The sequence below is a fragment of the Rhizobium sp. AQ_MP genome (assembly GCF_014237835.1).
Taxonomy (GTDB): domain Bacteria; phylum Pseudomonadota; class Alphaproteobacteria; order Rhizobiales; family Rhizobiaceae; genus Allorhizobium.
The window spans coordinates 89088-102755 of sequence record NZ_JACJVI010000011.1; the positions used below are offsets into that span (position 1 = coordinate 89088).

A 13668-nucleotide genomic window follows, 5' to 3' on the forward strand; every position below is an offset into this window, starting at 1 on the left:
CCTCCGGAAAGCTTCAGGCAATCCTCGCATCCGATGGTGCTAATTCTCAAATCCAGGAATTTACGATATGTGAAGATTCGAATGGACATGCGCATTTTTTGCGCTTTTTTTTCATTTTTTGCTCCAAGTCAGTGAACCACTTCATCTCAGTCAGCGTATCTGCTCTCCTCCCGCCCCCGAGTGCCAGCGACACCCATGGATAAACTTGCCGAACTTGAGCTTGAGTTTCGAGATCCAGAGCAGCCCGTGGAAACCCATGCGGCAAACTCCTGGCGTGGTCTTTCGGTGCAGTATTCGCGCCTGAAACTCCCTGCTGAATATGATTTCAAGTGGGATGGATCGTGCCACTATCTGGCATATCACGATCTCTTATTGCTCGACGGCGAGATGGAGGTGCTCGGCGATAAACCGATCGCCGGGGGTGATTTACGCGACCAGATGACCTTCGTTCCGGAGGGGCATCAGATCACCGGTTGGGCGAAGCCGGCCGATCGCATGAATGCCTTTACCGTCATTTGTTTTGATCCATCGGCGATGTACGAGGAATTGCAGCCAGAATTCACGTCTTTCGAGCCGAGACCTCATATCTATTTCCAGGACAAGGTGCTCGGTGCCACCATGCAGAAGCTCGCGTCCATGATGGCGGACGAACAGCGCCCTGCATCGCAGATCTACGCCGAAACGCTGGGACTGACCGCAGCGCTCGAAATGTTCAGACTGGCGCAGGAAGGTGCAATAAGGCCGAATGCCATCGCGGGTCCGGGCAATCTCAGCAAATCGAGACAAGAGTTGGTCTTGAACTACATCACGGAGAATCTCGCTCGAGACATTGGTCTGGATGAACTGGCCGGTTTGTGCGGATTGACGCGATTTCATTTCGCCCGGGCATTCAAGGCGACGTTCAACGAGCCTCCACATCAGTTTGTCTTGAAGATGAAGCTTGAAAAGGCAAAACAACTCTTGGCCAAAAGCCGATTGCCGATCGCCGACATCGCCGCCCTATCTGGCTTCAACGGCGCAAGCCAGTTCGCCCGGTCTTTCAAGTCGGCGACAGGCAGGACGCCGCTGGAGTTTCGCCGAAGCGCCTGATCGATCAACCCAACCCCCACCTTTATTTCCCCCCCATCCTCCATTACATACCTGTCATACCCGCCACGCCCCGCCCGGGCGCAGGCGAACACCACCACAAAGTCCCGGGCGAAACGGAAGATCAGGCCATGGCCCCCAAAGGCTCACAGCGCGTCGTCAACAAGATCGTTGCGGAAAACCGCAAGGCGCGCTTCAATTATGAGATCGTCGACACCTACGAGGCCGGTCTGGTTTTGACCGGCACGGAGGTCAAGTCGCTGCGCGAGGGCAAGGCCAATATTGCCGAATCCTATGCCTCCGACGAAGGCGAGGAGATCTGGCTGATCAATTCGCATCTGCCGGAATATCTGCAGGCGAACCGCTTCAATCACGAGCCGCGCCGCCGGCGCAAGCTGCTTCTCTCCAAGCGCGAGATCAACCGCCTGCGCGCCTCGATCAATCGCGAGGGCATGACGCTGGTGCCGCTCAAGATCTATTTCAACGAGAAGGGCAGGGCGAAGCTGGAGCTGGCGCTCGCCAAGGGCAAGAAGCTGCATGACAAGCGCGAGACCGAGAAGGAACGCGACTGGAACCGCCAGAAATCCCGCCTGTTGAAGACGGGCTGATCATGGCGCGCTCGTTTCTCAAGGTCACCGTCGGCCCCTTCGTCTTCGAGGCGAGGTTCGAGCGCGAAAAGGCGCCCGAGACCTGCCGCATTTTTGAGACCTTCCTGCCGTTCCGCAACCAGGCGATCCATTCGCGCTGGTCGGGCGAGGCGGTCTGGGTGCCCTTGGGCGATTTCCAGTTCGGCGCCGGTTTCGAAAACCACACGGCCCATCCCTCGCGCGGCGACATCCTGCTTTATCCCGGCGGCTTCAGCGAAACGGAACTGCTCTTCGCCTATGGCTCCTCGCAGTTTGCGAGCAAGATGGGCGTGCTGGCGGGCAATCATTTCCTGACGGTGACGAAGGGGCAGGAGCAGCTGGAGGCCATGGGCAAGATGGTTCTGTGGCAGGGCGCGCAGGATATCGCCTTTGAGGCGATGTGATCCTGCCATTGCAAGGCAGGGACGCGGCTGTTATGACGTTATCAGCCGGGCAAGATGCTTGGCGTCGGAGATTTTATGTTCACGAATGCGGGGCGCCGCTGATCCCAGTTGCTGGGACTGCCGAGTTTGAAGAGAGTTGACGCGCTTTCGCGTCAGCTAACGGCAAGCTCTATCTTGATCTCCCCAGACCTTGGTGTTTCCCGTCAAAACTGCGGGCTGATGGCCCCCGACGGTCACAGAGGCTCTGGCATGGCTGTTTGAAAGACAACCAAGATGAACATAAGACCTTTGAATACCCATGATATTCCGGCGCTGCAAACGGTGCTGGAGGAAACCGGTCTGTTTCCGGCCGAACTGCTTCCCGAACTGGTGAGCGGATTTCTGACTGATCAGCAGGGCAACGACGACCTCTGGCTCACTTGCGAAGACGGCGGGCGTGCCATCGGCTTTTGTTATGCGGCGCCTGAGCCGTTGACCGAGGGGACATGGAATATGCGGGCGATTGCCGTCTTGCCTTTGCGGCAAGGTAAGGGTGTCGGAGCTGCACTCGTCAAGGAACTGGAGGCCAGGCTTAAAGCCCTTCGCCAGCGCATTCTCATCGTCGACACCTCAGGTACGGCCGCTTTCGACCAGACACGGCAGTTCTACCGGAACAATGGCTATGTCGAAGAAGCGCGAATTCGTGACTTCTGGGCGTCCGGCGACGACAAGGTGATTTTCCGGAAAGCCCTTTGATCGGGTGTTGCGGCGCGGGCTTCGGCCCGCGCCGATTTCAGTGCGTTATCCAAGAACAGGACAACCCCTCGGAACGCCGTCCCTTACGCTGGCAAATCCCTCAGTGCTCGTCTTCGCTCGCCGTTGCCGGTTCAGGCGCGCGGGGTGCGCCGCGTTCGCTCGGGTCGCGGCCGATTTCGGCTTTGAGCGTCATGAGATCGATGAAGTGGTCGGACTGGCGGCGCAGGTCGTCGGCGATCATCGGAGGTTGTGTTGCCATGGTCGAGACGACGGAAACCTTGCGCCCCTTGCGCTGCAGCGCTTCGACGAGCGTGGTGAAATCGCCGTCGCCGGAGAAGAGCACGAGATGGTCGACCGTCTCGGACTGTTCCATCGCGTCGATGGCAAGCTCGATATCCATGTTGCCCTTGACCTTGCGGCGGCCCATGGAGTCGGTGAATTCCTTTGCCGGCTTGGTGATCACCTTGTAGCCGTTGTAATCCAGCCAGTCGATCAGCGGGCGGATCGAGGAATATTCCTGATCCTCGATGAGGGCGGTGTAATAGTAGGCGCGCAGCAGGTAGCCGCGCTTCTGGAAAGCTTTCAGCAGCTTGCGGTAATCGATGTCGAAGCCGAGGCTCTTGGAGGCGGCGTACAGGTTGGCGCCGTCGATGAACAGAGCAATTTTCTCGCGAGGATCGAACATTCGGATATCCTTAGGTCAAATATGAACAGCCTCGGCAATCGGCAATCAAAACAATACCTTGCCCCTCAAGATATGATCATCGCATTAATTTATGAAATGATCATATAAAAATCTATCTAGGGCATCGTTTGGTCCAATCCAAGCATCTTGCAGTTGAAATGTGGTGTCTTGAGGGCCTTTTCCGACCTTCATTTTTGGGCTGGGCAGGGGGCCAGCACGAAAAACTTGAATTTGCCGCTCTTTGCCTGTATCGCACCGGTCAATCCCACGCATTCAAGATCGCAAAGGACAGGCAATGGCCCGTGTCACCGTTGAAGATTGCATCGACAAAGTCGAGAACCGTTTCGAGCTCGTGCTGCTCGCAAGCCACCGCGCCCGCCAGATTTCGCAGGGCGCGCCGATCACCGTCGATCGCGACAAGGACAAGAATCCGGTCGTGGCACTCCGCGAAATCGCGGACGAGACGCTGTCGCCCGACGATCTCAAGGAAGATCTGATCCATTCTCTGCAGAAGCACGTCGAGGTTGACGAGCCCGAGCAGGAGCCGAGCTCGATGCTCGCCAACACCGGCACCGCCGGCAAGGGCGACGAAGAGGACGAACTGCCCGAAACCCTCACTTTCGACCAGATGTCGGAAGAGGAGCTTCTGGCCGGCATCGAAGGCCTCGTGCCGCCGGAAAAGAGCGACGATTACTAATCGTCAATAGATCAGACTTAAGTCTTGATCTGACTGTAGGATACGTGTGCGCCAGTCGTCTCGACTGGCGCGCTTTTTCGTTTGTGGGAGACGCGTGGAATGATGCGGCAATACGAGCTCGTGGAGCGGGTGCAGAAATACAAGCCCGACGCCAACGAAGCTCTGCTCAACAAGGCCTATGTCTATGCCATGCAGAAGCACGGCAAGCAGACACGCGCCAGCGGCGATCCCTATATCTCCCACCCGCTCGAAGTTGCCGCCATCCTCACCGACATGCATCTCGACGAATCGACGATTGCGGTCGCCCTTCTGCACGACACGATCGAGGACACCTCGGCCACCCGCGCCGAGATCGACGAATTGTTCGGCGAGGATATCGGCCGCCTGGTCGAGGGCCTGACCAAGATCAAGAAGCTCGACCTCGTCACCAAGAAGGCCAAGCAGGCGGAGAACCTGCGCAAGCTGCTGCTCGCCATTTCCGATGACGTGCGCGTGCTGCTCGTCAAACTCGCCGACCGCCTGCACAACATGCGCACGCTCGAGCACATGCGCGACGACAAGCGCGCCCGGATTTCCGAGGAGACCATGGAAATCTATGCGCCGCTCGCCGGTCGCATGGGTATGCAGGACATGCGCGACGAGCTGGAGGATCTCTCCTTCCGCTACATGAACCCGGAAGCCTATGAGACGGTGACCAACCGTCTCGCGGAGCTCTCGACCCGCAACGAAGGCCTGATCACCAAGATCGAGGACGAGCTGCGCGAGCTGCTGGTGGCGAACGGCCTGCTCAACACCTCCGTCAAGGGCCGGCAGAAGAAGCCCTATTCCGTCTTTCGCAAGATGCAGTCGAAGTCGCTGTCCTTCGAACAGCTCTCCGACGTCTATGGCTTCCGCATCCTCGTCGACGACATTCCCGGCTGCTACCGCGCGCTCGGCATCGTCCACACCCGCTGGCGTGTCGTGCCCGGCCGCTTCAAGGACTATATCTCGACGCCGAAGCAGAACGACTACCGGTCGATCCACACCACGATCGTCGGTCCGTCCCGCCAGCGCATCGAGCTTCAGATCCGCACGCGCCGCATGCATGACATCGCCGAATACGGCATTGCGGCGCACAGCCTCTACAAGGACGGGGAAAACGGCGATCCGAACGAGCCGCTGAAGCGCGAGAGCAATGCCTATTCCTGGCTGCGCCACACGATCGAGGCGCTGGCGGAAGGCGACAACCCGGAAGAGTTCCTGGAGCACACCAAGCTCGAACTCTTCCAGGACCAGGTCTTCTGCTTCACGCCCAAGGGCAAGCTGATTGCGCTGCCGCGCGGCGCCACCCCGATCGACTTTGCCTATGCCGTGCACACCAATGTCGGCGATACCTGCGTCGGCGCCAAGATCAACGGCTCGATCATGCCGCTGGTCACCCGCCTGTCGAACGGCGATGAAGTGGAAATCATCCGCTCGGGCGTTCAGGTGCCTCCGGCGGCCTGGGAAGAGATCGTCGTCACCGGCAAGGCGCGTGCCGCCATCCGCCGCGCCACCCGCATGGCGATCCGCAAGCAATATGCGGGCCTTGGCCAGCGCATTCTGGAGCGCACCTTCGAGCGAGCCGGCAAGATCTTCTCCAAGGACACCCTGCGTCCGGCCCTGCACCGCCTCGGCCAGCGCGATGTGGAGGACGCAATCGCCTCCGTCGGCCGCGGCGAGACCTCCTCGCTCGACGTCCTGCGGGCGGTCTACCCGGATTACCAGGACGAACGCGTCACCGTGAAGCCTTCTTCCGACGAGGGCTGGTTCGCCATGAACAGCGCCAACGGCATGGTCTTCAAGATCCCCGGCCGCGCCCATCCGAAGGGCGACGCGCCGACCGCGGGCGACGGGCCCGATCCGCTGCCGATCCGTGGCCTCTCCGGCAATGCGGAGGTGCATTTCGCACCGGCCGGTGCCGTCCCCGGCGACCGGATCGTCGGTATCATGGAAGACGGCAAGGGGATCACCATCTACCCGATCCAGGCATCTGCCCTGCAGCGCTTCGAAAACGAGCCGGAGCGCTGGATCGATGTGCGCTGGGATCTCGACGAAGCGAACAAGTCGCGCTTTGTCGCTCGTATCCTGATCAATGCGCTGAACGAGCCGGGTACGCTGGCAACCGTCGCGCAGTGTGTTGCCCGCCTCGACATCAACATCCGCGTCCTCAACATGATCCGCATCGCCACCGACTTCACGGAAATGGCGATCGATCTCGAGGTCTGGGATCTGCGCCAGCTCAGCCAGCTCATCGGCGAGCTGAAGGAGCTCGACTGCATCTCGACGGTCAAGCGCGTCTACGACTGACACCCGGCGGCGGGCGGCTGGAAATGCGGCAGGAGCGTGAGGCGACGGCGCGGTCGCCCGTTGTCGAACCAATATGCCTCTCTTTTGGTCACGATCTTGCCTAAATGGTAAACCTTGACCCCGTCGTTATGCGTCTATCGCATGGCTGACTTCAGTTCTTGTCTCTGGTGGATTGTGCGGCGCACCATTATCTTCCAGTCAACAGATGAAGAGAAAGAACTGAGGACAAAACGATGTTTACTCCGATCCGCAAAATCGCCCGCGCCCTCCGCGTCCCGACCGTTGCTGAGCGCGAAATGAACTATCTGAACGGCGCCCGCGACCTGGTTGATCTTGAATACCGCCAGCGCGAAATCGATCGCGGCATGTTCCGCCGCGGCTGAACCGCAAATCGATCGGACCTGGTTCCGCCAGATCCTTGCTGCGACGCCGGTTGCTGCCGGCGTCTTTGCTTTTTTGGCCACCTCGTCGGCCACTTTTTCTTGCCGAGTGCGTCCAGGATCAACTACATATCCCACATGCTGTTTCGACGCCGGCAACCGATTTCAAGATTGACAAAGCTGCGCGAGCTTTTCTGGCCGCGTCGTGGCTTCATCCGATCGTTTCAATATCTGAGCAAGCGCGTGCTGCGCCTCTCGGCCACACCGCATGCGATCGCCGCCGGCGTGATCGCCGGGGTTGTCTCGTCCTGGACGCCGTTTATCGGCCTGCATTTCCTCATCGCCTTCGCCATAGCCTACGTGATCGCCGGCAACATGGTCGCGGCGGCCATCGGCACGGCTTTCGGCAATCCGCTGACATTTCCGTTCATCTGGGCCTCGACCTGGGAAGTGGGCCACCGGCTTCTCGGCAACGGCGATCCCGTCTCCCGAAGCGTCGATCTGGAACACAAGTTCTCGTTCGCCCGCCTCGACAGCATGTGGCAACCCATTTTGAAGCCCATGCTGGTTGGAGCGCTGCCGCTGGCGCTCATCAGCGGTGTGGTGATCTATGCCGTGATTTACATCGCCGTCTCGAAGTTCCAGGCACGCCGCCGCGATCGTCTCGCCGAGCGCGCCCGCTCCCGACTGGCGCAAGCCCTCCAGTGAACGAGCGTCTGACATGATCATCGGCATCGGCAGCGACCTGGTTGATATCAGAAGGATCGAGAAGTCGATCGAACGGTTCGGCGAGAAATTCACCGCGCGCTGCTTCACGGACGAAGAACAGGCGCGTTCGAATGGCCGGAAGGATAGCGCCGCCTCCTATGCCAAGCGGTTTGCAGCCAAGGAGGCCATGGCAAAAGCGCTTGGCACCGGAATAGCCGAGGGTGTCTTCTGGAAGGAGATGGGCGTCGTCAATCTGCCGAACGGCAAGCCAGGTCTCGAATTGACCGGTGGTGCGGCGAAATGCCTGCAGCGCCTTGTACCATCAGGGCATGTCGCCCAGATCCATCTGACCATCACCGACGAATTTCCCTATGCCCAGGCATTCGTCATTGTCGAAGCCCTGCCGGAAAGTCGCTGAGTTAACAGGTCGCGGTGATGTGGGTGCGTCTGCGGTTGCCGCGCGGGCGCGAACCGACTAGAGAGAGCAGAAATTCCGCAAGAAGGAACCGATCCGCGTGAGCGAAGAAAAGAAGCAGAGTGCCCTCTGGGAAAACGTTAAGGTCATCATCCAGGCCTTGCTCCTGGCCATGGTCATCCGGACCGTGTTCTTTCAGCCCTTCACGATTCCGTCCGGCTCCATGATGCCGACGCTCCTGGTTGGCGACTACATCTTCGTCAACAAGTTCTCCTATGGCTATTCGAAGTATTCGCTGCCCTTCTCGCCGAATCTCTTCGAAGGCCGCATCTTCGCCAGTGAGCCCGAGCGTGGCGACATCGCCGTGTTCCGCTTCCCGCCGAACCCGAGCATCGATTACATCAAGCGCATCGTCGGCCTGCCCGGCGACCGCATTCAGGTCATCGGCGGCGTGTTGTTCATCAACGGCCAGCCGGTGCCGAAGGTGCAGGATGGCGTCTTCACTTCCGATTATCGCATGGATCCCGGCACGGACGTTCCCGTGTTCCGCGAAACGCTGGACAATGGCGTAACCTATGACACGCTGGATCAGGCCCAGGGAACCCGCGGCGACGACACGCGGGAGTTCATCGTGCCCGAGGGCCATTATTTCGCCATGGGCGACAACCGCGACAACTCGCTCGACAGCCGCTTCGACGTCGGCTTCGTGCCCGCCGAAAACCTGATCGGCAAGGCCTCGCTGATCTTCTTCTCGCTCGGCAACGACACCTCATTCCGCGAAGTCTGGAAATGGCCGGCCAACATGCGCTGGGATCGCCTGTTCAAGGTGGTCGAATGACGGAAAAGGGCGTGGTCAGCGAAAAGGACTGGCAGCAGCTTGAAGCTGCGATCGGCCATACATTCGCCGACCGCGACCGCCTGAAGCGGGCGCTGACCCATTCCAGTGCCCAGGTTGCGCGGGGAAGAAAGGGCGATTACGAACGGCTTGAATTTCTCGGCGACCGGGTGCTCGGCCTCTGCGTCGCCGAAATGCTGTTCACCACCTTTCGCGATGCGACCGAAGGTGAGCTTTCCGTCCGCTTCAATCAGTTGGTCAGCGCCGAAGCCTGTGCATCCGTTGCGGACGAGATGGCGCTCCATCGCTTCATCCGCACCGGCGCCGACGTGAAGAAGATTACGGCGAAGAACATGCTGAATGTTCGCGCCGACGTGGTGGAAAGCCTGATCGCGGCGATCTACATCGAAGCCGGATTGGAGGCCGCCCGCGGCTTCATCCTGAAATACTGGAAGGACCGAGCGGCCCGTGCCGACGGCGCCCGCCGGGATGCCAAGACCGAATTGCAGGAATGGACGCACGCCAGGTTTGGCGCACCGCCCACATACAAGGTTGCCGATCGCTCCGGACCGGATCATGATCCCCGCTTCACGGTGATCGTCGAAATCCCGGGCCTGAAGCCGGAGATCGGCATCGATCGTTCCAAGCGTGCCGCCGAGCAGGTGGCCGCGACCAAGATTCTCGAACGCGAAGGCGTCTGGGCCAAGGCCTCCGACGCGAACTGATTGGAAGATATGACCGACACCGAAACCCATGACGGTGGCGAAGCCACCGCCAACACCCCGACCCGATCCGGCTTCGTGGCCCTGATCGGCCCGACCAATGCCGGCAAGTCGACGCTGGTCAATCGCTTCGTCGGCGCCAAGGTGTCGATCGTCAGCCACAAGGTGCAGACGACCCGCGCCGTGATGCGCGGGATTGCGATCCACAACAACGCCCAGATCGTCTTCATGGACACGCCCGGCATCTTCAAGCCGCGCCGCAAGCTCGACCGTGCCATGGTCACCTCTGCCTGGGGCGGCGCCAAGGATGCCGATGTGATCCTGCTCCTGATCGACAGCGAGCGCGGCCTGCGTGGCGATGCCGAGGCGATCCTCGAGGCGTTGAAGGACGTGCCACAGCCGAAGATCCTGGTCTTGAACAAGATCGACCGGGTCAAGCACGAAGATCTGTTCAAGCTGGCACAGACCGCCAATGAAGCGGTGAAGTTCGACCGCACCTTCATGATCTCCGCCACGACCGGCTCCGGCTGTGACGATGTCATGGATTATCTGGCGGCCGCGCTGCCGGAAGGTCCCTGGTACTATCCGGAAGACCAGATTTCGGACCTGCCGATGCGCCAGCTCGCGGCCGAAATTACCCGCGAGAAGCTCTTCCTGCGCCTGCACCAGGAACTTCCCTATTCCTCGCATGTCGAGACCGAAAAGTGGGAAGAGCGCAAGGATGGCTCGGTGCGCATCGAGCAGGTCATCTATGTCGAGCGCGACAGCCAGAAGAAGATCGTGCTGGGCAAGAACGGCGAAGCGATCAAGTCGATCTCGACCGCATCGCGCAAGGAACTCACCGAGATCCTTGAGCAGCCGGTCCACCTTTTCCTCTTCGTCAAGGTGCGCGAGAACTGGGGCAACGACCCCGAGCGCTTCCGCGAAATGGGCCTGGAATTCCCGCGCGACTGATGAAAACAGAGCGAAGGGCGCTCAGCCCTTCGTAACGTGCCTCGCGACGAAATCCGAGATCGGTGGCCCGATCAGGATGATCAGGATCAGCCGCATGGTCTGGAGCGCCATGATGAACGACATGTCCACAGGCGTGGTCGCGGCGATGATCGCGATCGAATCAAGCCCGCCCGGGCTGGTCGCAAGATAGGCGGTCAGCGGGTCGATGCCATGCAGCGACCAGAGCAGGAAGGCAAGCCCGCCGCTGAACGCCATCAACACCAGGATCGAGCCGACGATCTGGGGCAGGGCACCTGCCGCATGCCGCAGGATGCGCCGCGTGAAAGACAGGCCGATCCGCCAGCCAATCACGCAGTAGGCAAGGGCCAGCAGCCATTCGGGAAGCTGTAGCGTGATGAAGCCCGTCACGTGCAGGATCGTGGTCGCGACGAGCGGCAGCAGCATCGTGCCGGCAGGAAGCTTGAGCCGAGCGCCGACCAAGGCCGCAGCAATGGCGGCTGCAAGCGTAAGGCCAAGATCGAGCCAGTCGGTCTGCGGAAACCAGACGACGGGATGGGCCGCGCCACCTTCGATATTGAAGACGAAGGCGGCCATCAGCGAGGCCCCGGTCGCCACGAAGGCAACCCGCAGATACTGCATGAAGGCCACGAGACGTGGATCGCCGCCATGCGCTTCCGCCATCAGCACCATGGCCGAGGCTGCCCCTGCCGATGTCCCCCAGATCGCGGTGGTGCCCGGGAGGATCCTGGCTTTCGCCATGAGAAAGCCGAGCAGACTGCTGGCAGCGATGATCGCCAGCACGATCGACAGGAAGACCGGCCAGTCGTCCGCGACCGTTGTCAGCGTGCCGAGATCGATCGAGCGGGCAATGATACAGCCGATCAGGGAATGGGCGAAGATGTATGGGGTGCGATGAACCGAAAGCCGCGCGCCATTCGTTGCAACCAGGATCGCCGCGACCATGGGCCCGAGCAGAAGGGCGCCAGGAATATGCGCGAAGAACAGCACGCATGAGACCGACAAGGACAAGACCAGGAGAATAAGCCAGCGAAGCGCCAGCGGCAGCGCAGTCAGAAGGCCCGGCAAAGGCGGGGGATCGATCGCTACCGCTTTCGACACACTCGGCCCTGCAAGCCCCTCGGGGTCGGGCTGCGGCAGGTGCTCGGGCTCTTTGCGGGATGGCATCATCGTCTCCATCTTTTGTCTGAAAGCTGATTCCGGGAAAGGGCTGGACGAAACTGTCATTTCATCGAATAAATGAGGCGTAACTCACAAAATGAGATTTACGAGAATGGCCTCGGAAAAATCAAGTTCGGCAATCACGGTGCCAGCCCAGCAGGCGGCGCCCCCAACGGCCAAGGAACCCAAGCGCAAGCGCGGCATAGCCCGAGTGGCGAAACTTCTCGATGCCGGTGCGTCGGTATTTGCCGAGCAGGGCTACAAGGCCGCAACCATGACCGAGATTGCCGCGCGCGCCGGTGCGCCGATCGGATCACTCTACCAGTTCTTTCCCAACAAGGATGTGCTGGCAGACGCACTCGTCGCCCGCTACGCCGAACATGTCGAGGCCGCACTCGATCGAATCAGGGCCCAGGTTTCCGATCTCGACGGCATACAACTGGCTGACAGACTACTTGATGTCCTCGTCGCCCACGCCGCCGAGCGCAGCCTGGCTCTCAGCCTGCTTGATGCGCGCTGGGAGCAGCCCGGTGTCCGTCCCGGCGTGTTGCGTGAAAGCCTGCGCCGACGTGTCGCCGACATCCTCATGCTCTGGCGCCCCGGACTTGTCGAGGAGCAGGCGCAGGTCATGTCGGTGGTGCTCTTCCAGGCAATGAAGTCCCTCGTGCAGCTGCATGAAGAGAAACGTTATCCCGGCAAGGCCGAGGCGATCGCCCATTGGCGCGGCTGGGTGCAGCGCTACCTCACCGAAATCTGAGCCGGACGCGGAAACTCCTGTTCCTCCCAGCGCCTCTGCGATAAAACCCGATCATGCAATGGACGGACGAGGCGATCCTTCTCGGGGTGCGGCGGCATGGCGAATCGAGCGTCATTGCCGAGATGATGACGCGCAGCCGAGGCCGCCATCTGGGCATGGTCCGCTCCGGTCGCTCCCGCACCATGCAGCCGGTTCTGCAGCCGGGAAACCGGCTCGAAGTCACATGGCGTGCGCGCCTCGACGAACATCTTGGTGAGTACCGGATCGAGCCGCTGGTCCTGCGGGCAGGGCGCCTGATGGAAAGTGCGACCGCCGTCTACGGCGTCCAGGCACTGGCAGCCCTGCTGCGACTGCTTCCCGAGCGCGATCCGCATCCGCATCTTTTTGAAGCACTCGATGTGATCCTCGATCATCTAGAGGAGCCGGCAACCGCCGGCGAACTCTTTGTCCGCTTCGAGCTTGCGCTGCTCAACGATCTCGGTTTCGGACTGGACCTCGAGGAATGCGCAGCGACCGGGACGCGCCATGATCTCGCTTACGTCTCGCCGAAGTCGGGCCGGGCCGTCAGCCGGGAGGCGGGCGCGCCCTGGGCGGACAAGATGCTCGCGCTGCCGGATTTCCTGACACCGGGCACCAACCGGGCGGCCGATCCGGAGAGTCTTGCCGACGCCTTCAGGCTGACGGCCTATTTTCTTGATCGGCATGTCTACGTGCCGCGGGGGCTTGAAGCCGGCGCGGCACGCGAAGGTTTTTGTCAGGCAGCGTTGAAGACCTTGCGCTCGGCGGATGCCACCGGCGCATTGGCAGCACCAAAGAACACGGCCTGATCTTCCGGTGCGGATTTCGCCATGTGCTGGTGAATGGCCGTCTGCAATTCGCTGACGCTGCGATAGACACCGCCGTCGAGATCGATGACCGGATACTTGACGGCGATGAACTTGACCCTGTCACCATCGGGTATGGTGATGCCAACCGGAACCCCGGCATATTCGATGACTTGCTTCTTCATAACGAATGTCCCCGCTCGTGCACTGCATGCACGGCGCTGTTTCAATAGTCGTTTGTGGTAATCAGTCGTTGCGCTGCGTCACATTCGACAGGAGCAGGCGTAATGGCGTTTCGCCATCACGAGGCGCGGGGTCTGCCAGGATCGGATG

Annotated in this window: 16 protein-coding genes and 1 pseudogene; 14 read left to right on the forward strand and 3 right to left on the reverse strand. The window is 60.6% G+C overall.

All coding sequences use genetic code 11. The features are described 5' to 3' along the window. Positions 1-195 precede the first annotated feature (195 nt). The 4 genes from H6M51_RS16590 (at position 196) to H6M51_RS16605 (ending at position 2851) form a co-directional block, all read left to right on the forward strand. On the forward strand, positions 196-1089 hold the full coding sequence (locus tag H6M51_RS16590; RefSeq protein WP_185810931.1) for a helix-turn-helix domain-containing protein: 894 nt from the start codon (positions 196-198) through the stop codon (positions 1087-1089). 128 nt (positions 1090-1217) lie between these two features. Next, positions 1218-1694 carry an SsrA-binding protein SmpB gene (gene smpB / locus H6M51_RS16595; RefSeq protein ID WP_113378446.1) on the forward strand — a complete coding sequence of 159 codons (477 nt, stop codon included), beginning with the start codon at positions 1218-1220 and terminating at the stop codon, positions 1692-1694. A 2-nt stretch (positions 1695-1696) separates the two neighbouring features. After that, positions 1697-2116, forward strand: a complete 420-nt coding sequence (locus H6M51_RS16600; RefSeq protein ID WP_185810932.1) for a DUF3830 family protein — start codon at positions 1697-1699, stop codon at positions 2114-2116. 273 nt (positions 2117-2389) lie between these two features. After that, positions 2390-2851, forward strand: coding sequence for a GNAT family N-acetyltransferase (locus H6M51_RS16605; RefSeq protein ID WP_185810933.1), 462 nt, complete (start codon positions 2390-2392; stop codon positions 2849-2851). 100 nt (positions 2852-2951) lie between these two features. Here H6M51_RS16605 and H6M51_RS16610 read toward each other — a convergent pair whose 3' ends face one another. Continuing rightward, on the reverse strand, positions 2952-3536 hold the full coding sequence (locus tag H6M51_RS16610; protein ID WP_185810934.1) for an NYN domain-containing protein: 585 nt from the start codon (positions 3534-3536) through the stop codon (positions 2952-2954). Positions 3537-3831: 295 nt separating this feature from the next. Here H6M51_RS16610 and rpoZ point away from each other — a divergent pair, with 295 nt between their 5' ends. The 8 genes from rpoZ to era all read left to right on the forward strand — a co-directional run bounded on the left by rpoZ (position 3832) and on the right by era (position 10575). Further along, entirely contained in the window at positions 3832-4233 is a 402-nt protein-coding gene (gene rpoZ, locus H6M51_RS16615) for a DNA-directed RNA polymerase subunit omega (protein WP_185810935.1), read from the forward strand. Between the two features lie 99 nt (positions 4234-4332). Beyond that, a complete protein-coding gene (locus tag H6M51_RS16620; RefSeq protein ID WP_185810936.1) occupies positions 4333-6561 on the forward strand; it encodes a bifunctional (p)ppGpp synthetase/guanosine-3',5'-bis(diphosphate) 3'-pyrophosphohydrolase in 2229 nt (742 codons plus the stop codon). A 233-nt stretch (positions 6562-6794) separates the two neighbouring features. After that, a complete protein-coding gene (locus H6M51_RS16625) occupies positions 6795-6944 on the forward strand; it encodes a DUF3563 family protein (protein WP_185810937.1) in 150 nt (49 codons plus the stop codon). A 135-nt stretch (positions 6945-7079) separates the two neighbouring features. After that, positions 7080-7649: a DUF2062 domain-containing protein gene (locus tag H6M51_RS16630; protein ID WP_185810938.1), complete on the forward strand. Its 570-nt coding sequence runs from the start codon at positions 7080-7082 to the stop codon at positions 7647-7649. A 13-nt stretch (positions 7650-7662) separates the two neighbouring features. Beyond that, positions 7663-8067, forward strand: a complete 405-nt coding sequence (gene acpS / locus H6M51_RS16635) for a holo-ACP synthase (RefSeq protein WP_185810939.1) — start codon at positions 7663-7665, stop codon at positions 8065-8067. Between the two features lie 97 nt (positions 8068-8164). Then, on the forward strand, positions 8165-8902 hold the full coding sequence (gene lepB, locus H6M51_RS16640; protein ID WP_185810940.1) for a signal peptidase I: 738 nt from the start codon (positions 8165-8167) through the stop codon (positions 8900-8902). After that, positions 8899-9624 carry a ribonuclease III gene (gene rnc / locus H6M51_RS16645; protein WP_185810941.1) on the forward strand — a complete coding sequence of 242 codons (726 nt, stop codon included), beginning with the start codon at positions 8899-8901 and terminating at the stop codon, positions 9622-9624. The genes lepB and rnc overlap by 4 nt, the downstream gene beginning before the upstream one ends. 9 nt (positions 9625-9633) lie before the next feature. After that, on the forward strand, positions 9634-10575 hold the full coding sequence (era, locus tag H6M51_RS16650) for a GTPase Era (RefSeq protein WP_185810942.1): 942 nt from the start codon (positions 9634-9636) through the stop codon (positions 10573-10575). A 21-nt stretch (positions 10576-10596) separates the two neighbouring features. Here the strand turns inward: era and H6M51_RS16655 are convergent, their stop codons facing one another. Then, complete coding sequence (locus tag H6M51_RS16655) at positions 10597-11760, reverse strand: AbrB family transcriptional regulator (RefSeq protein WP_246780546.1); 1164 nt, start codon at positions 11758-11760, stop codon at positions 10597-10599. A 106-nt stretch (positions 11761-11866) separates the two neighbouring features. On the opposite strand from H6M51_RS16655, the gene H6M51_RS16660 reads away from it, so the two are divergent. Continuing rightward, complete coding sequence (locus tag H6M51_RS16660) at positions 11867-12511, forward strand: TetR/AcrR family transcriptional regulator (RefSeq protein WP_185810943.1); 645 nt, start codon at positions 11867-11869, stop codon at positions 12509-12511. Positions 12512-12564: 53 nt separating this feature from the next. Continuing rightward, complete coding sequence (gene recO, locus H6M51_RS16665) at positions 12565-13338, forward strand: DNA repair protein RecO (RefSeq protein WP_185810944.1); 774 nt, start codon at positions 12565-12567, stop codon at positions 13336-13338. Between the two features lie 2 nt (positions 13339-13340). Here recO and H6M51_RS16670 read toward each other — a convergent pair. After that, positions 13341-13520, reverse strand: a pseudogene (locus H6M51_RS16670) (hypothetical protein); the annotation flags it as partial. Between the last annotated feature and the right edge of the window lie 148 nt (positions 13521-13668).